At 50.5% G+C, this 23213-nt stretch carries 26 protein-coding genes and 1 CRISPR repeat array (1 of these 27 cut by a window edge); of the genes, 9 read left to right on the top strand and 17 right to left on the bottom strand.

Annotation, left to right across the window (positions count from 1 at the left end; genetic code table 11):
• Window positions 1-1547: direct repeats of the CRISPR family, unit length 37 nt; unit sequence GTTTCAAAATGTGTCCTCGCAAAATGAGGATTGAAAG; it reaches 4416 nt to the left of the window's first position.
• Between the two features lie 291 nt (window positions 1548-1838).
• Window positions 1839-2141, bottom strand: a complete 303-nt coding sequence (locus MTC_RS05860) for a transcriptional regulator (protein WP_014405770.1) — start codon at window positions 2139-2141, stop codon at window positions 1839-1841.
• A gap of 8 nt (window positions 2142-2149) precedes the next feature.
• Window positions 2150-2758 (bottom strand): hypothetical protein, encoded by a 609-nt coding sequence (locus MTC_RS05855; protein ID WP_014405769.1) that lies wholly within the window; start codon window positions 2756-2758, stop codon window positions 2150-2152.
• 730 nt (window positions 2759-3488) lie between these two features.
• Between MTC_RS05855 and MTC_RS05850 the strand changes: the two genes are divergently transcribed.
• A complete protein-coding gene (locus MTC_RS05850) occupies window positions 3489-3968 on the top strand; it encodes a putative immunity protein (protein ID WP_014405768.1) in 480 nt (159 codons plus the stop codon).
• Between the two features lie 24 nt (window positions 3969-3992).
• Here MTC_RS05850 and MTC_RS05845 read toward each other — a convergent pair whose 3' ends face one another.
• The 6 genes from MTC_RS05845 to MTC_RS12825 all read right to left on the bottom strand — a co-directional run bounded on the left by MTC_RS05845 (window position 3993) and on the right by MTC_RS12825 (window position 6596).
• Window positions 3993-4229, bottom strand: a complete 237-nt coding sequence (locus MTC_RS05845; RefSeq protein WP_048189073.1) for a hypothetical protein — start codon at window positions 4227-4229, stop codon at window positions 3993-3995.
• 113 nt (window positions 4230-4342) lie between these two features.
• Complete coding sequence (locus MTC_RS05840; protein ID WP_014405767.1) at window positions 4343-4873, bottom strand: hypothetical protein; 531 nt, start codon at window positions 4871-4873, stop codon at window positions 4343-4345.
• A gap of 6 nt (window positions 4874-4879) precedes the next feature.
• Window positions 4880-5782, bottom strand: a complete 903-nt coding sequence (locus MTC_RS05835) for a DNA methyltransferase (RefSeq protein WP_143767084.1) — start codon at window positions 5780-5782, stop codon at window positions 4880-4882.
• 63 nt (window positions 5783-5845) lie between these two features.
• On the bottom strand, window positions 5846-6022 hold the full coding sequence (locus MTC_RS13290; protein WP_014405765.1) for a hypothetical protein: 177 nt from the start codon (window positions 6020-6022) through the stop codon (window positions 5846-5848).
• A gap of 12 nt (window positions 6023-6034) precedes the next feature.
• Window positions 6035-6370, bottom strand: a complete 336-nt coding sequence (eif1A, locus tag MTC_RS05830) for a translation initiation factor eIF-1A (RefSeq protein ID WP_143767210.1) — start codon at window positions 6368-6370, stop codon at window positions 6035-6037.
• Between the two features lie 58 nt (window positions 6371-6428).
• The gene (locus MTC_RS12825) at window positions 6429-6596 is read right to left on the bottom strand and encodes a CxxC-x17-CxxC domain-containing protein (RefSeq protein ID WP_014405763.1); all 168 of its coding nucleotides are present in this window, start codon (window positions 6594-6596) and stop codon (window positions 6429-6431) included.
• Between the two features lie 294 nt (window positions 6597-6890).
• Here MTC_RS12825 and MTC_RS05825 point away from each other — a divergent pair, with 294 nt between their 5' ends.
• A complete protein-coding gene (locus MTC_RS05825) occupies window positions 6891-7409 on the top strand; it encodes a pyruvate kinase alpha/beta domain-containing protein (RefSeq protein ID WP_014405762.1) in 519 nt (172 codons plus the stop codon).
• 6 nt (window positions 7410-7415) lie between these two features.
• Here the strand turns inward: MTC_RS05825 and MTC_RS05820 are convergent, their stop codons facing one another.
• From MTC_RS05820 to MTC_RS12655, 4 genes are all read right to left on the bottom strand, one after another.
• A complete protein-coding gene (locus MTC_RS05820) occupies window positions 7416-7850 on the bottom strand; it encodes an ACT domain-containing protein (RefSeq protein ID WP_014405761.1) in 435 nt (144 codons plus the stop codon).
• A gap of 25 nt (window positions 7851-7875) precedes the next feature.
• The gene (locus MTC_RS05815; protein ID WP_048189565.1) at window positions 7876-9177 is read right to left on the bottom strand and encodes an AMP-binding protein; all 1302 of its coding nucleotides are present in this window, start codon (window positions 9175-9177) and stop codon (window positions 7876-7878) included.
• 92 nt (window positions 9178-9269) lie between these two features.
• Window positions 9270-10571 carry a phenylacetate--CoA ligase family protein gene (locus MTC_RS05810; protein WP_014405759.1) on the bottom strand — a complete coding sequence of 434 codons (1302 nt, stop codon included), beginning with the start codon at window positions 10569-10571 and terminating at the stop codon, window positions 9270-9272.
• A 428-nt stretch (window positions 10572-10999) separates the two neighbouring features.
• Complete coding sequence (locus tag MTC_RS12655) at window positions 11000-11773, bottom strand: competence protein CoiA (RefSeq protein WP_014405758.1); 774 nt, start codon at window positions 11771-11773, stop codon at window positions 11000-11002.
• A 195-nt stretch (window positions 11774-11968) separates the two neighbouring features.
• Between MTC_RS12655 and MTC_RS05800 the strand changes: the two genes are divergently transcribed.
• Complete coding sequence (locus MTC_RS05800) at window positions 11969-12706, top strand: tetratricopeptide repeat protein (protein ID WP_014405757.1); 738 nt, start codon at window positions 11969-11971, stop codon at window positions 12704-12706.
• A gap of 3 nt (window positions 12707-12709) precedes the next feature.
• On the opposite strand, the gene MTC_RS05795 is transcribed toward MTC_RS05800, so the two are convergent.
• Window positions 12710-13345: an endonuclease V gene (locus tag MTC_RS05795; RefSeq protein ID WP_014405756.1), complete on the bottom strand. Its 636-nt coding sequence runs from the start codon at window positions 13343-13345 to the stop codon at window positions 12710-12712.
• Between the two features lies 1 nt (window position 13346).
• On the bottom strand, window positions 13347-14945 hold the full coding sequence (sepS, locus tag MTC_RS05790) for an O-phosphoserine--tRNA ligase (protein ID WP_014405755.1): 1599 nt from the start codon (window positions 14943-14945) through the stop codon (window positions 13347-13349).
• A 152-nt stretch (window positions 14946-15097) separates the two neighbouring features.
• Here sepS and mmp10 point away from each other — a divergent pair, with 152 nt between their 5' ends.
• A complete protein-coding gene (gene mmp10, locus MTC_RS05785) occupies window positions 15098-16357 on the top strand; it encodes a methyl coenzyme M reductase-arginine methyltransferase Mmp10 (RefSeq protein WP_014405754.1) in 1260 nt (419 codons plus the stop codon).
• Here the strand turns inward: mmp10 and MTC_RS05780 are convergent.
• On the bottom strand, window positions 16347-16784 hold the full coding sequence (locus MTC_RS05780; RefSeq protein ID WP_237706000.1) for a CBS domain-containing protein: 438 nt from the start codon (window positions 16782-16784) through the stop codon (window positions 16347-16349). The genes mmp10 and MTC_RS05780 overlap by 11 nt on opposite strands.
• Before the next feature lie 155 nt (window positions 16785-16939).
• On the opposite strand from MTC_RS05780, the gene MTC_RS05775 reads away from it, so the two are divergent.
• Both MTC_RS05775 and MTC_RS05770 read left to right on the top strand, forming a co-directional pair.
• Window positions 16940-17164: a hypothetical protein gene (locus MTC_RS05775; protein ID WP_014405752.1), complete on the top strand. Its 225-nt coding sequence runs from the start codon at window positions 16940-16942 to the stop codon at window positions 17162-17164.
• A 40-nt stretch (window positions 17165-17204) separates the two neighbouring features.
• Window positions 17205-17423, top strand: coding sequence for a hypothetical protein (locus MTC_RS05770; RefSeq protein WP_014405751.1), 219 nt, complete (start codon window positions 17205-17207; stop codon window positions 17421-17423).
• Window positions 17424-17456: 33 nt separating this feature from the next.
• Here the strand turns inward: MTC_RS05770 and MTC_RS05765 are convergent, their stop codons facing one another.
• Window positions 17457-17921, bottom strand: a complete 465-nt coding sequence (locus MTC_RS05765) for a response regulator (protein ID WP_014405750.1) — start codon at window positions 17919-17921, stop codon at window positions 17457-17459.
• A gap of 258 nt (window positions 17922-18179) precedes the next feature.
• On the opposite strand from MTC_RS05765, the gene grpE reads away from it, so the two are divergent.
• From grpE to dnaJ, 3 genes are read left to right on the top strand one after another with little or no spacing between them, the layout of a single operon-like run.
• A complete protein-coding gene (gene grpE / locus MTC_RS05760; protein WP_014405749.1) occupies window positions 18180-18704 on the top strand; it encodes a nucleotide exchange factor GrpE in 525 nt (174 codons plus the stop codon).
• A 2-nt stretch (window positions 18705-18706) separates the two neighbouring features.
• Window positions 18707-20560 (top strand): molecular chaperone DnaK, encoded by a 1854-nt coding sequence (gene dnaK, locus MTC_RS05755; protein WP_014405748.1) that lies wholly within the window; start codon window positions 18707-18709, stop codon window positions 20558-20560.
• Window positions 20561-20601: 41 nt separating this feature from the next.
• Window positions 20602-21735, top strand: a complete 1134-nt coding sequence (dnaJ, locus tag MTC_RS05750) for a molecular chaperone DnaJ (protein WP_237705992.1) — start codon at window positions 20602-20604, stop codon at window positions 21733-21735.
• Here dnaJ and MTC_RS05745 read toward each other — a convergent pair.
• Complete coding sequence (locus MTC_RS05745) at window positions 21725-23209, bottom strand: small ribosomal subunit Rsm22 family protein (protein WP_014405746.1); 1485 nt, start codon at window positions 23207-23209, stop codon at window positions 21725-21727. The genes dnaJ and MTC_RS05745 overlap by 11 nt on opposite strands.
• Window positions 23210-23213: the final 4 nt, after the last annotated feature.

Genomic DNA, 23213 nt, shown 5'->3' with positions numbered 1-23213 from the left:
GAGGATTGAAAGACGTAAGGCGATTTTTAGAGAAGTTAGAAAGTCCTTGTTTCAAAATGTGTCCTCGCAAAATGAGGATTGAAAGTCTTTGCTACCCGTCAATCTGGCTGGCGTGTTCGGGTTTCAAAATGTGTCCTCGCAAAATGAGGATTGAAAGTATTTATCCCTCACTATAAATATAAACAGGATGGTGGTTTCAAAATGTGTCCTCGCAAAATGAGGATTGAAAGACGCAGCCCCATTGGGGAGGATGGTCGAATATTGTAGTTTCAAAATGTGTCCTCGCAAAATGAGGATTGAAAGGTTCTTGGGTTTCTTGTTCTATTTTTTTATTATTTGTTTCAAAATGTGTCCTCGCAAAATGAGGATTGAAAGCGCATCAACATGCGCCTGATGATGCCCCTGATACTGTTGTTTCAAAATGTGTCCTCGCAAAATGAGGATTGAAAGTGGGTTTTTGTTTGTTAGAACCAAATTTATTGGCTATGTTTCAAAATGTGTCCTCGCAAAATGAGGATTGAAAGTTATAAGTAGCATGGCGGCCCTGTCCGGGCATATCGGTTTCAAAATGTGTCCTCGCAAAATGAGGATTGAAAGTTATAAGTAGCATGGCGGCCCTGTCCGGGCCTATCGGTTTCAAAATGTGTCCTCGCAAAATGAGGATTGAAAGGACCAATGTATTGTTGACCATATCATGTTCTTGCCTTCGTTTCAAAATGTGTCCTCGCAAAATGAGGATTGAAAGCAAAAAAAACTTGAGGAAATAAGAGTCTATTTGAATGTTTCAAAATGTGTCCTCGCAAAATGAGGATTGAAAGCTGGCCAGGGAATTTTCCATGGAGTTTTTTTATAACGTTTCAAAATGTGTCCTCGCAAAATGAGGATTGAAAGTTCTCACCCTTCCCACTACCCCCCGTATCATCCTTCCGTTTCAAAATGTGTCCTCGCAAAATGAGGATTGAAAGACACGTCTTGGAATTTGTGGTCGGGTATAAGAATGAGTTTCAAAATGTGTCCTCGCAAAATGAGGATTGAAAGCATATCCTTATCACTCATAATAATCCCAAATTGAGTTTCAAAATGTGTCCTCGCAAAATGAGGATTGAAAGCTGACCGGTTCTACGTGTTCTGCGAGGAGGTAGTAGTTTCAAAATGTGTCCTCGCAAAATGAGGATTGAAAGACCTCTGGGAGGATGTTCTTGCTCACGTTTTCCAGCCGGTTTCAAAATGTGTCCTCGCAAAATGAGGATTGAAAGCAGCTCAACCCACTTGGGGTCTACGAGCGGGTGAGAGTTTCAAAATGTGTCCTCGCAAAATGAGGATTGAAAGAGGGTATACCTGCCCTCCACTACCAGCTCGGCCTGCCAGTTTCAAAATGTGTCCTCGCAAAATGAGGATTGAAAGGCGGGGACACCACATTGGGCTTGCTGGTCTGGGAAGTTTCAAAATGTGTCCTCGCAAAATGAGGATTGAAAGCTGTAACCGATTAGTTTTAGGTTTCTGAGAGCCGGTTTCAAAATGTGTCCTCGCAAAATGAGGATTGAAAATATTCAACTTATCATCATATCTTAAAAGGATTAATGAATTTGAATACATTCTTGGCATACTAGTCAATTACATCTAAGACCCCAAAAAGTGAAATAGTCTCTTTTGTGGAACTTATATGATTCCATCGTGGTTTATGTGGCGACTAAAATTATCTCTTCATCCTCTATCCAATAAATGTAAATGATAGAATCGTATGAGCTGAAACTTCCATAACATTCTAAAAACAAAACTTAAAGAAATCCTTTCAAATCAACAACCTACAATACTAAAAAAATCTAAAAACAATAACTTCAAATTTTTGTTGACATTCCCAATGTTTCTTTGAGCATTTCCATATATCTAACTAGCTCTTGAACGCCATTTTCGGTTATCTCTATTGCTGTCCTGGGCCTGTCTGCTAATATTTTCCCTCTTTTTATATAATTGTATTCTTCAAGAGATTTTAGGTGCGAATCTAAGTTTCCAGGGGTTATTTCCAAGACATTTTGAAGGTCTTTGAATAAGACGCGTCTTCTGGTGAGTAGGTATAGCATGATGGCTAGTCGGATGGGGTTGCCTAGTAACCGGTTTTCCATCAGTTTCTTCAATTCCATGATAACCCCTACATGTGGACTTTAAATGCGCTATAAAGATACCATAATATTGTTAAGGTGTAGCCTAATGCAATACTGCTACATGCAACTTCCATTGCATTAGTTGCCCCCAATACTAAGGGAATATTAACGAGTGGAATTATAAAAGCAGGTATCATCTCTTTTTGCACTGTATATTTTGCCATTGCCAGAAACATTCCGAACACTGATATCACTATGAAGCTAATTAGACCTAATGCTATGTTTACCTCTGGATTAACTGATAGATGTATCATGGGAATGATTACCCATCCTATGATAGCACCTATTATCCATGGTAGTCCTGTTAGCATGAATACTTTCGTTTTTGAGAGCACTACATTCTTATCCATAACCCTAGATAATTGAGCAACTTTTTCCCAGCACTTTGCCATTAAAAATACTGCTATTATCACTGCCGCTGCCCAGTAGACCATGTTAAATTCCCATGAGACCTGAAGAACCGCTGTTACATTAGAGTAGAATAGCATGATCACCATCCACAATGCAAATGGAAAGGCTGCAAATATTTTCTCTACACTAATTAACTTTTTCTCCAGGTCACTTAATACTTCTTTAAGTTCGTTCACATCGCTCATAATATCACCGTTACCATAATATCACAAAAGACATTAATAATCCCGTAGCATTCTCTGAAATTCAGAAAAAGTCCCGTGATTGGTTAAAATGAAATGAGGGATAAACTATTGGATTTCAAGAATACCATCTAAAACGCTACTTCACGATAATATTACATAGAAAAATTCTTTTCATCCCCAGATTCATAGCAAGTCTTCTAATATTAGAAGACTTGCTAGAAAATGAGTTTCCCATTTTATACTATTTTTTATGGCACCTGAAGAAAAAAGAAACCCCCGACAAGTACCAAAAAACATATATGAAAGAGGAGCAAGAACCCCTCGAATCTAGGAAAACTAATCCTCCACTCTTTTAGTAGGTAGAAAAATATTGGAAGATACGAGGCGAGAGAATCCCCCTATATGCTGTTCCATCGGTATATGACAAATGTGCATCCAAAGGGGAGTTTTTCAGGAAAAAACCTTATATATTTCATGGAACAAAGTATAAGGGGTTCAGAATGCTTCTTTTTATGAAATACGGGAGGAGATTGTCCATTATATTCCATGTGGGTATGTACCAATGGAGTTCATGTCATTTTTCTCTCTAGTATGGGAAGCCAAACGCGTCCAAGTTTCAGGAGGTGTCCCCGGAAAATGAGGATTGAAAGTACGAGGATAATACTATTTCCCGGTAATTTTTCTATAGTAAAAAGTAAACATCGTCCCTTAGCAAGGAATGGCACCGGACATGAGAGACAAGCGATTCGTGGCCGAACACCGCTGCGGGCCTCTAAAAAAGGAGCAACACCATCAGCTAATAAGATGGGCCTGCGACTGCGCAAAGCATGTGCTATGCCTTTATGGAGATAGCATAGACGGGAGATTGACTGATGCGCTAAGCGTGGCAGAAGAATGGAGACAGGGAAACGCCTCAACTGGAGATGCAAGGAAAGCTGCATTGAAAGCGCATGAGGCAGCGAGGGAAGCGTCAAGCCCTACCGCAGCCGCTGTGGCTCGAAGCGTGGCGCATGCGGCCGCGACCGCACACATGGCCGACCACTCGATTGGGGCGGCACTTTATGCCCTTAAAGCCGCAAAAAGCGCAGGCAAGCCAGCCGAAGAGGAAATGAGGTGGCAAGACAGCCAGCTGCCTCCAGAAATCAAGGAGCTCGTCCTAACTGCAAGAAATGCGGAAAAATTCAGAGGCGCATTTCAAAGGATATTATAAAAAGACCATTAATCATTTATCTCGTCAAGGTCCTTCTCGGATAGCCGGATTTGGAGCATTAAAGGCCACGCTTCCTGGCCTGCCGCTCTCAATCTCTTCCATCACCTCTTCCACTTTCTGGCGTACGAGATAGGCTTCTTCCTCTTCGAGCATATGGTCATATGCTACCAGTGCCTGCCTGATAGCCTCTGTACGGTTCCCGGCATACTCTCTCTTAATCAGCTTCTCGATGATGGCCTCATATGGCGCTCCCAATTTCACAAATAAACCCCTAAAACTTTACGCTCCGCCCCCTATGAAGGCGTTGACATTTATCAAGTTAATGATGGAGAGCCGTATTTACTATTTAAGCTGGCGCCACCAGAAGGTGGATATTAATTATTTGTTGATATCCTCTTATTTCGACATTCCAGCGCTTTTACCGCCACTATAATCGCCATATATCCAGCAATGACACATACAGCTCTAGAAATCAAAGAGATTATGTGTTGTACGAGGCTATAAGATAAGGGAGTGCCAGGCATTACTATTGCCTGCTCTCCTTTTAGTCCATTGTATGCCAGTAGTATGAACATGACTGCAGTAGCTACGATAAACGCCGCTGCCCATCTTTTATCAAGCTTAATGAAATAGTCCATTAAAGGCAGTATAGAGACGACTATCATAGGATAATACAGGAGCGTATACCCACAATTTACGATGTCGAGTGTGGGGCCATGGTACTCCTGAGATGCCACCCATAAAGTCCATAAGACGATTATCATAAGCGGAATGGCATACGAGATATACCGATTCTTTAGCTTTTGAAGAAGGTATGCGTAGAAGGCCGTCGTGCAGCCGATGATAAGAGAGGCTAGCAAGAAGAATAATGGTATATTGTCTATTAATAATGATAGGTAGCCCATTAAGGGCTATACTTTATTATGGCTTTTATACTTTACCATAATCTCTTGAAGCCTCGCGCTTGCCAGGTTAATATATTCAGGGTTGGTCTCGTATCCCACGAAGTGCCGGCCGCACTGTACTGCTGCAAGCGCCGTAGTCCCGCTGCCCATGAACGGGTCAAGCACGACGTCACCCTCGAAAGTGTACAGCTTAATGCATCTCAAGGGCAGCTCCGCGGGGAAAGGTGCGGGGTGGCCCACCCTTCTCGCCGATTCGCCTCCAAACGTCCACACGCTTTTCGTAAACTCCAAAAATTCTTCTCTCGTGATAGTAGACCTCTTCTTACTGCCACTCCTGGCAAACGCTTTCTTTGAAAACACCAGGATATACTCATGCACGTCCCTCAAAGTAGGGTTTTTTGCCGACCGCCAGCTACCCCAGGCCGTCGAGGGACTCGCACCCGCCGCCTTATTCCAGATTATCTCACCCCTCATTAAAAACCCGATATCGAGCATGTCCTTAATTATAAAAGAATGAAGGGGCAGGTAGGGCTTCCTGCCAAGGTTAGCCACATTAACGCAAGCCCTGCCTCCGGGCACCAAAACCCTGTAAACCTCCCTCCAAACCCTAGACAAAAAGCCGAGGTATTCCTCTAAGGTTAAATCATCATCATACTCCTTTCCAGCGTTATAGGGAGGCGAGGTGACCATGAGGTGCACGCTATCATCCGGCAGTTCCTTCATCTCCTCGCTTGACCTGCAAAAAATCTTGTCGATAACGCCTGGCGGCATCTCACCTTCTATATGCTCAACATCCTTATCGAGCTTGAAATCCTCATAAAGGCGGCTCTCATAAAACCTGGTGGAGTCATGGCTTATTCGCCCGGGAGAGCCAAACCGGCTGGTAGACGTACCATTCCTTTTAGGCATCGCGCTAATTTTTATTATTACCTCCTGATTCATCTTTCGCTCAGGGGAAGACGAGAAAAGTAGCTATTCCATGTCTTCATCCATGTCTAGCTCATCGTCGATGACTATTGACGCCTGGGGTGGTGCATCGACTACGCCCTGCCGCTGCTTCTTAGAATAGCAAAAATGGGAGGCAAATTCTTCCATGCCGCTAATCAATATCAGCTCATTGTTATGAATCGCCAGCGAAATATACTTCATCAGTCCTGTATTTTACGTCTTTGGGGCATTAAGAAAGCCTTTCCGCGTAAGCCAGTCGACCTGCGGGCCGGTATACCTCCAGGTAACGTCGCCTTTCTCGTCCTGGAAAGGCCATGGGACCACGATGACCACGTCGCCTTCACGAATCCATGCCCTCTTCTTCATCTTGCCCCGGATCCTGCACATCCTGGTCACGTTATCCAGGCAACGGACGCTTAGATGATTCCCGCCCAACAGCTTCGTCACCGTGCCCAGTATTTCTCCATCCGCTTTCCGTGGAGTCCTCACCCTGATGGCCTCGCCACCCGCGTTTACCGGCTTCTTTCCTTTTTGATTCGGCTTATACAGTATCACACCTCCGCATAAAATAAAAAATTTAAAATGAGTGCGCTAAAATTTAAAAATTTTAGAACCTGGGCTTCCTATGCTTGGGGAGGCAATCCCGGCAATACACGGGCCTGCCTTCGGTGGGCTTGAACGGCACTTCACACTCTACTTTACAATCTGCACAAATGGCCTTGTGCATCTCTCTTGGGCCGAAGCTCCTTCGGCCGCTAAATCCGCTATAACTCATGTCGATTTCTCATTCAGAGCGATGTTCTCTGCACACCCTAGAAGACGCACATAGTATAAATAGGTATGTATTTTTTTGTTGTGTTAATGATGATGCTATTATAAGCTTCTTTTTATCGTTTACTCGTGAGGCGGTTTTTAAGGCTCGCGTGTATTAGTGGTTTGTGCGGCTGGCACCTGGCATGGAAACACGAAAACCGGTAAACGATAGCTTACGATCGTATCGTCATTCAACGCGGCCGGGCGACCAATAGATTAATGTCCAATCCTTACAATTATAATAATATGGGCATATATGATAAAAGAGATAGTATACTACTTTACCGCCCCTGGCGAAAGGAATACCAACGCAACCTTGAAGATGGTGAGGGAGTGGGCGCAAAAGTACGGGATAAAGCGGGCCTTTATACCGTCTAAGAGCGGCCAGACGGCACAAAAAGCGTACAACCTGTTCAAGAATTCGGAGATAAAAATGACTGTGGTCGGAACCGACCCTAACGTCTTTTCGAGCGAGATACTGGCACAATTAAAGGGCAATGGCATACGAGTCTGCTTTTATAAGGATATACCCTACACATACCCACATGACATGAAAACCGCCTATCGCCGGATGGGCGAGGGCTTTAAGGTAGCAGTAGAGCTGGGGATGATCGCCGCATACCTGGACGAAGGGGATGACAGCGATGCCATCTGCCTCGGAGGCACTAAAAAAGGCGTGGACACGGCTCTCGTCATAAAGCCGGCAAAGTCCGAGGCCTTCGACCAGCTCGAAGTCAGGGAGATAATCGCAAAGCCCAGGACGATAAAAGCATAAAAATGGCTAAATCTTGCTGACCTCTTTAGAGTCGACCAGACGCACGCCCGCTTCCTTTAGCACCTTCTGGGCTTGCGAGATGTTATCGACGCGCAGGATGAGCAACGCCAGCTTCGTGCTGGTCACGAAGGCGTAGGCATAGTCGATGTTCACGTTATTCCTCCCGAGGACGTCCGCTATCTCGTGAAGCCCGCCGGGCACGTCCTTCATCTCAACCCCGATGACGTCGGTCTCGGAGACTGCGAAGCCCTGGCCCTGCAGCGTCTTATAGGCCTTATCCGGGTCATCGACGACCATCCTTATCACGCCAAAGTCGCCCGCCTCGGCGATGGTAAAAGCCCGGATGTTAACCTTAGCCTTCGAAAGGGCCTCGGCAACCTTAGAAAGCCTTCCCGGCTTGTTCTCGGCGAACAATGATATCTGCTTAATCGTATTACTCATAAAAAATACCTCGAAGCATAGTCCCTTAAATCTTTCTTTTATCGATCACTTTCTGCGACTTGCCCTGCGACCTGGGCAGCGTCCCCGTCTCTACCAGCTCCACTTTTGTAGAGAGGTTCAAAACCTTATGGAGCTCATACTCTATCTTCTTCTCGAGCTTCATCAGGTCCGCCAGCTTATCGCTGAACGCGGCCTTCGTGACCTCCACCCGCACGGTCAGCTCGTCCAGCTCCCCGCTGCGGTCCGCGATTATCTGGAAGTGCTCACCGACCTCGGGTATGGTCATCAGCACCGACTCTATCTGGCTGGGGAACACGTTAATCCCTCTAATGATGAGCATGTCGTCAGCCCTGCCAAGTATGCGCATTATCCTCGGATGGGTGCGGCCGCACTCGCACTCCTCATTATTCAGGATGGTTATATCGCCCACGCGGTACCTTATAAGGGGAAGCGCCTCCTTGGACAGCGTCGTGACGGCGAGTTCGCCTCTCTGGCCCTCCTTCACCGGGTCCCCGTTCTTATCAACCACCTCGAGCAAGAAGTGGTCTGCCCAGACGTGGATGCCGTTCTGCTCCTTACACTCGGTGAACAGAGGCCCGGATAGCTCTGAGGTGCCATAGATATCATAGGCCTTGATGCCCATCGTATCCTCGATGCGCTTCCTGGTCTCAAGCGACCACGGCTCCGCGCCAAGTATGGCGACCTTCAGGTCAGTCTCATCCTTTATGCTGATCCCCATTTTCTTAGCGACCTCATTCATGTGCAGCAGGTAGGATGGGGTGCAGGCGATTGCCGTCGCGTGCAGGTCCTGCATGAGCTCGATCTGCCGCTCGGTGTTGCCCACTCCCATGGGAATGACGCTCGCCCCTATCTCTTCGGCTCCATAGTGCAAGCCCAGGCCACCTGTAAACAGCCCATAGCCATAGCTGACCTGTATGACATCGCCCCTTCCCAGCCCGCAGGCGGTCAGCGCCCTTGCGAGCGAGGTGGTCCAGCAGTCAATGTCGCCCCTAGTGTAGCCAACCACGGTGGGCTTGCCGGTCGTCCCTGAGGACACGTGGAACCTCACGACCTGGTTCAGGGGAACGCAAAACATGTTAGTCGGATAGTTATCCCTCAAGTCCTTCTTAAACGTGAAAGGAAGCTTCGTGACGTCGTCAAGCGTCTTTATATCCTCGGGCTTGACGCCCGCTTCCTTGAACCTCTTGCGGTAGAACTGCGATGACCTGTAGACCGTATCCACGAGCTGCCTGAGCTTCCTGGCCTGAATCTCCCGAAGCTCGTCAAGAGGCGCCCGCTCTATGCGCGAATTCCAGTAATCAAGCATGGGCATTCTTTTACCTCCCTATCATATGCACGCTGGGCGATATTTATGCGCTGTAACGCCATTGTACGTACTTCAATGGACTTTTATAATAGTTATATGCTTGTCCTCAGGTCTATTACCTTCTTGCTCTTGCCCTCCACGCGGGGCAGGCTCCCCTTCTCTACGAGCACGACGTTCGTGCGGAGGTTCAGCGTATCCTTCAGGCGCTTCGCAACCGTATTGGTGATCTTCTTAAGGTCGCCCAGCTCTCCTGAGAAGGCCCGGTCGCTCATCTCCACCTTGACGGTTATCTCGTCCAGATGGTTAACCCTTTCCAGCACCACCTGGAAATACTCCCCAACCTCGGGCATTTCCATGAGCACGTGCTCTATCTGGCTCGGGAATACATTAATGCCCCTGATTATGAGCATGTCATCCGCCCTCCCGAAAAACTTCGTAATCTTACGGGCGGTCCGGCCGCAGGCACACTCGCCATCCATAAACGTCGTGATGTCGCCAGTCCTGTAGCGCAACAGGGGCAGCGCCTCCTTGCAAAGCGTGGTCAATACTAGCTCCCCCTTCTCGCCCGGGGCGCACGGCTCGCCATTCCTATCAAGCACCTCCACTATAAACGCGTCCTCCCAGATGTGCAGCCCATCCTGCTCCGTGCACTCGAATGCGACGCCCGGCCCCATCATCTCAGATAGCCCATAAGAATCATAAGCCTTAATGCCGAACGACTTCTCTAGCTCTTTCCTCGTGTTCGCCGACCAGGGCTCGGCTCCGAACACGCCTATGCGCAGTGGCAGCGAGCCAGGCTCGATGCCCATCTTCTTCGCCGTCTCAGCGATGTATAGGGCATACGAAGGCGTGGCGTGCATCACCGTCACCCCGAAGTCCCTGATCATCTCTATCTGCTTCTGGGTGCTGCCGGTGCCGCTAGGCACTACAGTACACCCCAGCCTTTCCGCGCCGGCATGTATCCCTAAGCCCCCGGTGAATAGCCCATAGTTGGCGGCGTTCTGGAAAACGTCTCCAGGGCGTACGCCCACCATGTAGAAGCACCTGGCCATCAGGTTTGCCCACGTCTCCAGGTCTTTCCTCGTATAGCCAACCACGGTCGATTTTCCGCTCGTCCCCGAAGACGCGTGTATCCTTGCCACCTTTTTCATTGGCACGGCGAATAGCCCGAACGGGTAGTTGTCTCGCAGGTCAGACTTATTTGTGAATGGCAGCTTCCTGACGTCGTCCAGCGTCTTGATGTCTGAAGGCTGTATGCCCATTTCCTTGAACTTTGCCCTGTAGAATTGTACGTTTTTATAAACCGCATTTATCGTTTTTTTCAGCCTTTGTAACTGCAGCTCTTCAAGCTGTGCGCGCTTCATCGTCTCTATCTTTGGCTGCCAGTATTCCATGGAGCTTCCCCTTATAAGATGTATGCTACCATATAACATGGTATGGGCATATAAAGATATTGATAATAGCTGTTGCTTAGCTGAGCCGTAGCAATTTTTTTATGATGCTTATCTCTGCGCTTTTTAGGACAACGGGGCCATGGGGCGGGGAGTCCCCTTGAAAGGGTGGGATGAATCCACGCCTTGCTCTTCGACATGAAAATAATAATACTTTTGGCAAGCATACTGTGAATGTATAAATAGTCGAGAATAGTATTTATGTCTTGAAGTTCCACCGTATTGCAGCCAAAATTTTGTTCTACACAGGAACCGTGTTCCGTGTTTGAAGACAAGGCTTCCATGGGCTCAGCCCGATGCTGAGATGACAGGCTGAAAGTACGCTCGCCCCTGGAGAAGGGATGGAGCGCACAAGGTGGATGCTCCTGATTTCAATCAGGAGAGAAGGTCACTATTTGATTGCAATTAGAATACTCGGGGCTAAGGCCGCAATCACATCGTGGCGTAAGCCTCGAGCTATGATGAAACTTGAGCCTGGATAGCTCTATATCCCTACGGTCTTTAATGATATCGGGCTGGAGGCCATCCGAATACTGTTGTTTCGCGACTGATGAGAAGTAGAGGTGAAAAAAAGGCTTCCAGCCCATAAAACGCCCCCATCCTGACAGGGGATGCCCACGCCGCTTAGGATATGCGCACTCGAGCCTGAAGATGTTGCCGCAGGGGAGATGAAAATAGATGGGCTTTTTCGCAGTTAATAAGGCTGTCCTGGGGTAGTGCCAGGCCATCAAAGCATAGTCGTCCTTCAACACAAATGACATGTTGCCGAAAAAGCAGGCTGCGTCGATTATCCATATCATTTTACCGTAAAATTTTTCCCTGGCACGCATCTCCTCAGGAGCTATGGGCGAGTGCTGTAGCTCTATCACCGTATTCCTGTTGCCCACTATGTCCGCCCTGTGGGCTGTTTTTCCCCGCCTTATCACGACCTCGCAGCTCTCCGGCCTTACTATGCTTTTCCAGGCCAGGTGCCAGGCGGTCTCCTCGAACCATGGGTCGCAGCCTTCCCCGTGCTTGTGGGCCCAATGTCTCGCCTTGCATGTGCCGCACCTGGCAACTACGGCCCTCCTGCAAACAGGGCAGAACGCAATCCCTCTTGGCGTTGCCTGAACCTTTTCACCACGCGCATTTATGGCGTACAACATAATGGCAAACGATATACGTCTCCTCTATAGTATCAAAAAAATGTAAATGCGTAATGAAAGTATATGGGGTGAATAAAAAACTGGTAAAAATGTGTAGAATATAAAAAAGTTAAAACAGCCATCGATAACTATATGCCACCATGAAAATAGAGTTTTTATATGTAGGAGGGCAGGAAGCGAACCGGCGATAAAGCCATGAGCAGCGACGATAAAATTAAGGGCATGATGTACGCCAGCATAGGGCGGTACAGCGAGGCAGTAACAATTTTTAATGAGGTATTGGATACGAGCCCGGATGATGTAGGCGTATTGATGTGCAGGGCCGGCGCGCTGAGCCGCATGGGATCGTTTGCTAAAGCCCTGGAAAGCATAGAAAAAGCACTTGAGCTTGACCCGTTGAGGGCGGACGCATGGTTCTTGAAGGGATTGCTTTTCTATCAGCGCGGCAACCTGATAAAGGCCCTGGGATACCTGGAGCAGGCTCTCGACATCGACCCCAGGCACGCTGAGGCGTGGTGCATTTCAGGAAACTGTTATTATTATATTGGAGACTTCCAGAAGGCCATGGACTGCTATGAGGCCACCATAAATATAGAGCGTGAGTACCCCAAGGCGTGGTATAATAAGGGCGTCGTGCTCTCCGATATTCGCCTTTATAATGAGGCCTTGCAATGCTATGACGAGGCGCTCCGCATCAACCCTGGCGTGGCCGTAGTCTGGACGAATAAAGGATATTGCATGGCCATGCTGAATAAGTATGAAGAGGCCCTCGATTGCCTGGACAGGGCGCTCGATATCAACCCCGAGGATGTGACTGCGCTTAACAATAAGGCGGCGACGCTTCGGAGGCTGGGAAGGGATGAGGAAGCGGCCGAATACGATGAAAAGGTTAGGGAGCTGATGATAGCGAGAGGCCCCCATACTGTTATGTAAAAATTATTCTTTAAAAGGGTGGACTATTATCTTTTTTAGCTGTGTCACATATTCATGGGCGAGCCGGAGCGGCTCCGGCAGCCTTCCCTTTTTAATGGAGACAAGGACGATGCCTGCGGCGGTCTCCAGGGATATCCTGTGGCCCGGGGATACGTATATTGGCCTTTTCAAGCCTTTCGGGTAGAGCATTTTGGCAACCCTTTCGCCGTCCTGGTATACGTATTCGCCCTTTATTTCGCCGCATAAAAAGCTTTTGCCGACGCCTATCGCTGGCACGTCTAGCTTGACTCCTATGTGGGTGGCGATGCCGCACCTCCTCGGATGGTTGGCGCCGAAGCCGTCGACCATGAGAACATCAAACCCGACCTTGGCCTCTTGAACTGCCTCCATTAAGGCCCCGGCCTCGCGGTAGGCCAGCAATCCCGGAACGTATGGGAACGCGAGCCTTTGAACGCTAAAAGTCCGATATACGGGCTTTAGCCCCTCATAATCCAGCACCACGAGGCCGCCAATGACGAGCTCATCGTCCAGGTAAGAGCAATCCGCCCCGCCAATCCGCTTAACCTGGCCAAATGAGTCTATAAGGATAGCCTTTTTTGCGAGCTCCTGCTGCTCCCGATAAAGGCTGCCGGCGTCCATATCATTCAATGGCCTCGGCCCTTATAGTGGTAAACACGGGCCCGCGGAAGTCCACGCGGCGCTTCTTGCCCTGGATGTAGCGCAACCCCACAGGGTCTATGACAATATTCACATCCCCTGGCGCCCTTGACATCTTCACAGCAGTCTCATAGATGCCTTCCTCGGCATTGCGGGCCGCCGCATTCGCTATGGCGTCGATGTACCTTATGCCTACCCGGACGCCCTTCTCCTGAACCTCCCTGAACTTCGGGTTATTCAGGGGTATGCCCAGCACGTCTCCCCTGTAGACGTAAACCTCGTTCAGGTATGCGGCGCCGCATAGCTTTTTATTCTCCTCCTTCTCGACGATGCTAACCCTGAGCTTCCTGCCGTTCAGGCTGCCGCTCCAGGCCTCAAAGGCGCATGGGCTGGGGGCGTTCCCGTTACGCTCTGCCGTCGCAATTATGGCCATCGCCAGGTCATGGCCCTCCTTCGTCAATGGCACGCGCTCCATAGAAATCATGTGCGCCAGCTCCTCGTCGGACATTTCCCAATCCTCCTTGAACTGTGGGTACACGAGGTCACGCATGTCCTGTGCCTGGTAGAGTATCATGGCCAGCCTCTCGACGCCAAGCCCCAGGTTCATCACGGGATAAGGTATATCGTACTGGGCTAGCGCTGTTGCGGCATATATCCCAAAAGTGGCTATCTCCACCCAGCCATCCTTATACTTGGTATTGCTGCCCTTAAGGGCAGGATGGTACCCATAAACCTCTATCTGGGTGTCGGGCGTGTAGTACTTGCTCCGCTTCTCGTCCGGCTTGAACTTGAACTGCGAGAAGCCGAACTGCTTCAGGAGGCCTGCCGCAACGGCCTTTCCATGCTCCACGTTAACGTCCGGGTCCATGATGACGCAGGACGCCGAGTGATACGCCCTAAGCCTGTCAGCGTTCTCCTCCTGCTCTCTCCTGAACACAAGGTCAACCGAGAAGAGCTTTAGCGGCGTCCTCCTCCTGTTCACTAATGCCCCCAGAGTGATGAACCAGCCAGACGTCATGTGGCTCCTCAGCGTCTTGTGCGAGGACTCCGGCTCCAGTTTTTTAAATTCAGGGAACACGTGGTCTATTACGACCGCCACCTTTGAGTCCTGCACATTCAGCCCAGCCGCCAGGTCGGCCACCAGGTCGTCGCCCTCTATCTCGCCCTTCTTATACTTGTGTAAAATAGCCCGGATGGTCTCCTTATCCTCGGCCGACAATGGCTTCTTGATGATCCCCTCTATCTGTGCGAACCGCTCGTCCGAGATGCCCACGTTTGGCCTTGGCAGGCCGCCCAAATAGTATACGCGATCCAATACGGCCAAAGCCTCATAGTTGAACTGCCTGAAAATATCCACGTCATCAATGATTATAGGGTTGACCATCTCCTCGAAGCCCATGTTCAGGTAGGCCTCTCTAAGCCGATTCATCGTCTCGTAAACCGGGTGCGGCTTGCCCCGCTCCATCTTGATAGAGTAATCCTTGCCCTCGTCCACAGGAGTCAGGTATTTTGCGCACTGGCTCCACGCCTTGTCGAAGTCTTCTCTCGTCTCGAGCTTGACCTGTTCCGGGTTGAACTTCATTGAAACGGCCTCTATAATGGTGTGATTGTGTTTTAAGATGTATATGGCATTATATAGTTTATCATCTTTTTGAAGCCTCTAAGGTTAAGAAGGCTTAGAAGCTTATCTGAAAAGATTTATTTCTTAGTAGCATAACTTTCCTTGCTGGTATTATGGTGGAGATTCTAGCTGATGTTGGCGGCAGCCCTGGCAAGGATTGCAGGGGCTTCTGCAAGTATTGCTATTTCAAGCTCGTCAAGAACGTTCCTGCTTTTGGCTGTAAGCACTGCCTCCCCTTCCAGAAGGGCTGCGACTACTGTACGAGGGGCATCAAGGAGCAGTACCCCGGCTTCAAGCCGCTCCCAATGGTCACGTCAGACGTGATGAGCGCCCTGATGTTTAACAGGGATGTGGACAAGATCACTATAAGCGGGGGAGGCGACGTAAGCTGCTATCCCGAGCTCAAGGAACTCGTGGCGTACCTTGGGCAGTATGGCATACCGCTCCACCTTGGATATACCAGCGGCAAGGGCTTCGACAGCGCGGACGACGCCGACTACTACATAGAGAACGGCGTAACCGAAGTCACCTTCACGGTTTTCTCCGCCGACCCAAAAAAGCGCAAGGAATACATGAACGACAAGCACCCCGAAGAATCCCTGGAAGCCCTAAAAAGGTTCTGCAAATCATGTGACGTTTACGCTGCCTCCGTCCTCATACCCGGCGTAAACGATGGCGAAGACCTCATAAAGACGTGCGACCTCCTCGAAGAATGGGGCGCAAAAGGAGTAATCCTGATGCGCTTTGCAAACTCGGAAGAGCAGGGCCTCATCCTGAACAACGCGCCGCTCATTAAAGGCGTTACGCCACACACCGTACAGGAGTTCGAAAATATTGTGAAAGACATAGCGGCGCGCTACAAGTTCAGGGTCACGGGCACCCCGCTGGGCGACCCAAAGCTAGGCTCGCCGTTTGCGATACGCCACCACCCCAAAAAGCTGCTAAAATTGCCTAAAGTCACAAAAGAGGCGACGCTGATCTCGGGCACCATAGCCGCCCCTCTAATCCAGGAGATTTTCACGAAGCTCGGCAGCACCGTCAACGTAGTACCCGTAAAAAAAGACATCGCATGCCTCATCACAATCAAAGACTTCAATGACATAGACCTTAAAAATGTCAAGGAAACCGTCATCATACCCGGCAGGGCGCTCGTACACGACAAGGAGCTAGAGCAAATGCTCACGAAAGACGGCGTAGACAGGCTCATACGAAGAGGGCCGGACAGGCTCTCGGCAGACGGCGAGATGACCATCTCGATGACAAAAGAGCAAATAATAGACTATGAAATGCACGCCTTCACGGAGCTCATCGAATTGATAAACGCCATAGGCCTGCCGCCGAAAAAGGGCAAGAAGGGAAAAGCTAACGCATGATTGGCTTATGCTCCATGCACTGGCAGGAGCTCGAAAGCTCGTCAAACAGTGCGTCCATGCATCCCTTCATGTCGTGAGCGATATCGGCGACCGAGAGGACTCCTACCAACTCCTTACGCTCGTTGAGAACGGGGCACCGGCGGATCTTGTTTTGGCCCAGCGTCATCAAGGCATCGTGTACGTCGGAGTCCGCGTCACAGGTTATCAGCTTTCTGCTGGTTATATTCCCTATGCGCTCCCTGCCCGGGTCCTTGTTCTCCGCGATGACGCTTGTCACTATCTTCCGGTCCGTTACGATCCCCTTGACCTCGTTGTGGTCGAGCACGACCACCGACCCGACGTTCGCTTCCCTCATCTTTTTCGCGGCCTCAACCACCGGCGTATCCGCCGATACGGCCACGACGTTCTTGTTCATGATATCCTTCACCTTCAAGACGTCTCCTCCACCATCATGGTGAATAACTCTAGACCTCCACGAATAAGACATTATTTCGAATTAAGAGCGTCTCTCTCGAAAAGTAGATATTATGGGCGGATACACTAAAATCAGTACAAGGTATAGTATAAAATTGAAGAGGTCGCATGAGGCATTTTATTGTATTGCTATTGTCGTCATATATGTTTAAGTATCCGACGATGGTGATTGGGCCTGGTACAGGCGCTGCAAGGGGCGGCCTGTTATTCGAGTTACCCGATAAGCTGGCTGATGGCTATCCGAAGCCCTGTTACTACATGCCCCTTGAAGAGCAACAAGGGCAATATAAGGTGTATGACAAAGTTTATGGGAAGGCCGGGGATGTACAATAAGTCTATTAAGACTCTACATATTTAAAGGAAAAGTGGCATCATGGCAGATTTCGCGGAAGAGATATTCAGCTTACTGGGTAACCCTAATGATAGCTTACGATTATCCGAGCTTGTGGAGTCCTTTGAGCTTAAGGATATGGGCGATTTTCAGGAGATCATCGTCAAGCTTAAGAGGGGCTTGCCTTCGTCTGACGCTAAATGGGTTAGGGATACGCTGTCTGAGTACGATATGTTCTATAAGTTCACCATCATTTCTTAAACATAAGCAACTGTAAAAGATTTTTATTAAACATCACGTCTCATTCAGGACTCTTGTTATAGCTAAAGAGATCTCATACAAAGAGGCGGGCTTCTTGAGAAAGGCCCTGGCACCGGCTCTAAGCGCATCATCTTTAATTTCATCGTCTGCGCTCAAGACGATGAACTTCGCGTCAGGGTCAAGCTCCAGCATCCTCCTCATCGCCTCCAGGCCCGTCATGTTCGGCATGCGATGGTCGATGAGAAGGACGTCGGGGCGGGCACGCCTCCCGAACTCCCTAAGCGCTTCGGAGCCGTCATAGGCGACAAAGGCGACTTTCAGGCAATTCATGAAACAAAATTTTGTATAGACGTCTACGATGTCCCGTTCATCTTCTATGATTGCCACGGTCCTTTGCCTTTCATATTCCGGCCTTTCGATAGCGTCATTACCAGGAAAATGCGATGGCTTATTCATGTCTACTGGCTCGCCGAACGTAGCCAGCTTATAGCTATCCATCTCTGTGGGCACCTTCTTTGTACATTTGCCACTAAATATTCAAATTACTTGTATATAATGTTTTTTTTAACTACGACTTGCTCCCTAGTTTTAGACGGGTTTACTTTAAATCATATAAATGCATATCAGGATGTTTGATGGTGGCCGGCCAATGGCGGGTAAATGAACAGATGTAATGTAAATGCATAGACGCCTATGGTTAACTATTTATAGAAGTGCAAACATTATTTAAAACCGGCTTCCAGGGAGGCACGTTTAATGGACACGGTCGAGCAGGGCGAAAAGGAAAACATGACGGAGCCGAAGGCTGAAGACACCGCTAAACCCGGAGATGATGAGCTGGCCCTCGCCAGGAAGCAGGCCGAAGAGTATAAAACTCTTGCAATGTACCTTAAGGCCGACCTGGAAAATTATAAGAAGCGCGCCGCACGGGAGCGCGAGGAGTTCGCCAGGTCCGCGAACGAGTCGCTAATCATGGACCTGCTGGACGTATACGAGAACCTGGAGAGGGCGCTTATAACTGCAAGAAACTCGGATGACTCGATGGCAAAAGGCCTGGAGATGATTTACTCCAGCATGAAGGCCGCACTCGAAAAGCACGGGCTAAAGCCCATAAAGACCGTCGGGGAGAAGTTCGACCCATACTTGCATGAGGCGGTAATGCAGGCCGTGGACAACGACCATGAAGAAGACACAATCCTGGAAGAGATACAGCGCGGGTACACGTTGAACATGAAAGTCATTCGTTGCGCAAAGGTGAAAGTCTCAAAGAGAGGTGAATGATTATGACGAAGATCATCGGCATAGACCTTGGTACGAGCAACTCAGAGGCGGCCGTCCTGGAAGGCGGCAAGCCGGTAATAATACCGAGCGCGGAGGGCGCCCGGATGTTCCCATCAGTGGTGGCGTTCACCAAGAGCGGGGAGCGTCTCGTCGGAGAGGCGGCGAGGCGCCAGGCGGTGACCAACCCCGAGCGGACTATCATGGCTATCAAGCGAAAGATGGGCACCGACTACAAGGTGGACATCGACGGCAAGAAGTACACGCCCCAGGAAATATCGGCCATGATTCTATCTAAAATCAAGCAGGACGCAGAGGCTTTCCTGGGCGAGAAGATAACTAAGGCCGTCATCACGGTTCCCGCCTATTTTAACGATAACCAGAGGCAGGCCACCAAGGATGCCGGCACCATCGCCGGCCTCGAGGTCTTAAGGGTCATCAACGAGCCCACGGCGGCCGCGCTTGCCTACGGGCTGGACAAGAAGGGCAGCCAGAAGATACTCGTCTTCGACCTGGGCGGCGGCACGCTCGATGTCACCATAATGGAGATGGGCGATGGAGTCTTTGAGGTCCTGTCCACCTCGGGCGACACCCAGCTTGGCGGCACCGACATGGATAACCGAATTATAGATTACATCGCTAACACCTTCCAGAAGGAGCATGGCATCGACCTGCGCAAGGATAAGATGGCGATGCAGAGGCTCAGGGACGCCGCCGAGAAGGCAAAGATAGAGCTGTCAAGCACCCTGCAGACCAACATCAACCTTCCTTTTATTACCGCAGACCAGAATGGCCCGAAGCACCTGGACATGACGCTTACCAGGGCCAAGCTTGAGGAGCTTGTGAGGGACGTGGTTGACAGGTGCTACGCCCCGATGAGGCAGGCCATCTCGGACGCAAAGCTCACCGCGTCGCAGATAGACCACATCATCCTCGTGGGCGGCCCGACGAGGATGCCCATAATACAGGAGATGGTCAGGAAGTTCTTCGGCAAGGACCCGGAGCGCGGCATCGACCCGATGGAGTGCGTCGCCATGGGCGCGGCCATCCAGGGCGGAGTGCTCGCGGGCGAGGTCAAGGATTTATTGCTACTGGACGTTACGCCTTTATCGCTGGGCATCGAGACCCTGGGCGGCGTCTTTACCAAGCTGATAGAGCGCAACACCACCATTCCTACGAGGAGGAGCCAGGTGTTCTCCACGGCTGCGGATAACCAGACGTCCGTGGAGATACACGTGCTCCAGGGCGAAAGGCCGATGGCCGCGGATAACACCACCCTTGGCCGGTTCCATCTAATAGGCATTCCACCCGCGCCGAGGGGCATCCCCCAGATTGAGGTGACGTTCGACATAGATGCCAATGGCATATTGAACGTCAAGGCGAAGGACCTCGGGACGGGCAAGGAGCAGGCGATAACGATAACCGCCTCCACCAAGCTGTCGAAGGAGCAGATCGACCGCATGATGAAGGAGGCCGAGAGGTTTGCGGCCGAGGACGCCAGGAAGAAGGAAAAGGCGGAGGTGCTGAATAACGCCGATGCCATATTGTATGCGGCGCAAAAGACCATAAGCGAGGCGGGGGACAAGATCACGGCTGACCAGAAGGACCGTATAAACAAGGGCATCGAGAGCCTGAAGGAGGCCCAGAAGTCAGAGGATATCGCAAGGATCAAGGCGGAGACCGAGAACCTGACCAAGGCCGTCAATGAGGTCGCCACGATCATGTACCAGCAGGCCGCCCAGGCCTATCAGCAGCAACAGCAGGCCCAGCAGCAGAAGGAGAAGGCGCAGGCGGACGGCGGCAAGGGGTCTAATGTGGTCGACGCAGAGTTCGAGGTCAAGGACGACAAGAAGAATTAAGCATCTTCTCCTCCTTTTTATTTTTAAAAATGGTGAGTTTCGTGGCCGAAAAGAGAGACTACTATGAGGTGCTCGGCGTCGATAGGAGCGCCTCCATCGACGACATAAAGAAGGCTTACCGTAAGCTTGCGATGAAGTACCACCCTGACATGAACAAGGAGCCAGGGGCGGAGGAGAAGTTCAAGGAGATATCCGAGGCTTACGCGGTGCTTTCGGACGAGCAGAAGCGCTCCCAGTATGACAGGTTTGGCCACGCGGGCATGCAGGGCTACACTGATGCGGACTTTTATAATAGTGCGACTTTTAGCGATATTTTCCGCGAGATGGGCTTCGGGAATTACGATAGCATATTCGAGATGTTTTTTGGGGGAAGGGGCCGCAGGGAATCGGGCCGGGGCGCGGACCTGCGCTATGACATCGAGATAGACTTTAAGGAGGCCGCCTTCGGGGCTGAGAAGGAGATAGTCTTCCCGAGGATGGATACGTGCGAGACGTGCCATGGCTCGGGCGCTAAGCCAGGGACAAGGGTCAATACGTGTTCAGCCTGTGGGGGCACGGGACAGGTCAGGCAGGTTACCCAGAGCCTGTTCGGCCAGATGGTGCGGGTGAGCACATGTGGCAAGTGCCATGGCAGGGGCAGGACGTTTGACACCCCATGCCCGGAGTGCCGTGGCACGGGCAAGTCCCGCCACGTCCGAAAGCTCATGGTGAAGATACCGGCGGGCGTCGAGGAGGGGCTTCAGCTTCGAATAAGCGGCGAGGGCGAGGCCGGCTCTAACGGCATGCCGCCAGGCGACCTCTACGTGGTGGTCCACGTAAAGTCCCATCCCTACTTCCAGCGCTATGGCGATGACATCCTGTGCGTGTTGCCTATCACGGTCGCTCAGGCCGTGCTTGGCGATGAGGTCGAGGTTGAGACTCTCAACGGCAGGGCAAAGCTGAAGATACCCCCTGGCACTCAAACCGATACCACTTTTCGGCTTAAGGGGGAGGGCTTCCCGAGCCTGCGCTCAAGGGGTAGGGGCGACATGCACGTAAAAGTGGTCGTAAAGATACCCACTAAGCTCACTGATAAGCAAAGAAAGCTCTACCAGGAGCTTGCCGCTGAGGAAAAGGCGGGCAAGAATAAAGACAAAAACATCTTTGAGCGGATAGGAGACGCCTTTAAGTCTTGACCGGCTTCACCACGGTGTTTCTCGTCACCAGGAGGTTATAGGCGTCGTACTCCTCATTATACCTTGCAAGAACGCCGTGCATTTCGACGACCTGCCCGTATTTTGCCCTTAATAATGGCTCGTTCGCAGGGCTTACGTGATAATGGGGCAGGATGGCGTAGACGGGCTTGACTGCTGTGCCGTCGCAGACCTTAAAGACGTGGTCCTTTTTATCGCCAAGGTCGCCTGACATTACCGCAGCAACCACGCTGACGCGCTTCTTTAGACGTGCGCCAATCCTGGAGAGGCGGGCAAACCCGGCCTTCTCGGGGACCCGGTAGTTCTCCCTTGACAGGCCATCCTTGCGGAGCACGGCGTATGAGTACTTGATGTCCGTGTTCATGTACCTGAAAGGCTCTTCCTCCGCCAGCTTTTGCATGAGCCTCGGCGGCTTTATATCCTCCTTTTCCTCGAATGTCCAGCACGATACGGGGTGGCATCGGGCGCCCCATATGAAGGAGCATGGGCTGTAGACGCCGAGGCCTTTGCCCATTAGAGCTACCACAAGCTCCCGCATCTCCATCGAGTTCGCCTTATCTGCCGGCTCGACTATGGCTATGCTTCCATCCTTCGCCATCCTGTCGGCCATCATTTTTACAATTTCGGCCTTTCTTTCCTGGCTGGCTTTCAGCTCGTTTAGCACGTTAGAGAATACGATAAGATCTATATTATCGGGAAGCTCTTCGGCTTTCAGCTGCAATAAATCCATCTTAATTGGCCTCTCCACCCTGACGCCGCTCCCCTCGGCGTATGGGGGCACCAGCCACGAGAACGCCTCGACGTTCTCGTCGTATTTCTCCAGGGAATAGGCCAGAGCCTCGCCACACCTCGCCCTATGATAAAAGTCTGCCAATGCAAGCGTTACCGTTCCTGGGCCTGACCCCGCGTCCAGCACCTTCATCCGGTCTTTAAGCAAGCCGTCGAGCGCCAGCCCATAAAAAATATGCTCCCATTCAACGAAGTAGACGGGAAACTGGTAGGCGAGGTAGCCTAAGACGCTATATCCTTTTTCATATGATATCTTTCGCTTTGGCCCTTCTTTCCAGTATTCCGCCTTCTGGGATGCCACGGCCCTCCTCATCCTGTCCAATACCTGCGGGTCATCCCATTTCTTGCCCGTCTTCTTTTCGATATACCTCTCTATAAGCCCTTGTAGCTTTTCTGGCACGTCGGGTGATGATAGGTATCTTTCCTGTGCCTTCCGTGCACTTTCCGTTATCGCTATAGGTTTTGGTGGAGCCATTCTCACAGCCTTGCAATCCCCATTAGCCGGCTCCAGCTTCACTCCAAGGTCAAACGCCAGAGGCGCCACGATGTCATAAATACTGTCCACAGTGGCCCCTCCACTAACGTAATCAGCTATTTCGGAAAGCATGAACTCCTGCTTCATCCTAGAGACGTACTTGACTGCGGAAATGACCTCCCTTTTTGACATCGAA

The organism is Methanocella conradii HZ254, assembly GCF_000251105.1.
GTDB lineage: Archaea > Halobacteriota > Methanocellia > Methanocellales > Methanocellaceae > Methanocella > Methanocella conradii.
Note: the sequence above shows the minus strand (reverse complement) of the source record. Positions and strands in the feature narration are given on the sequence as shown.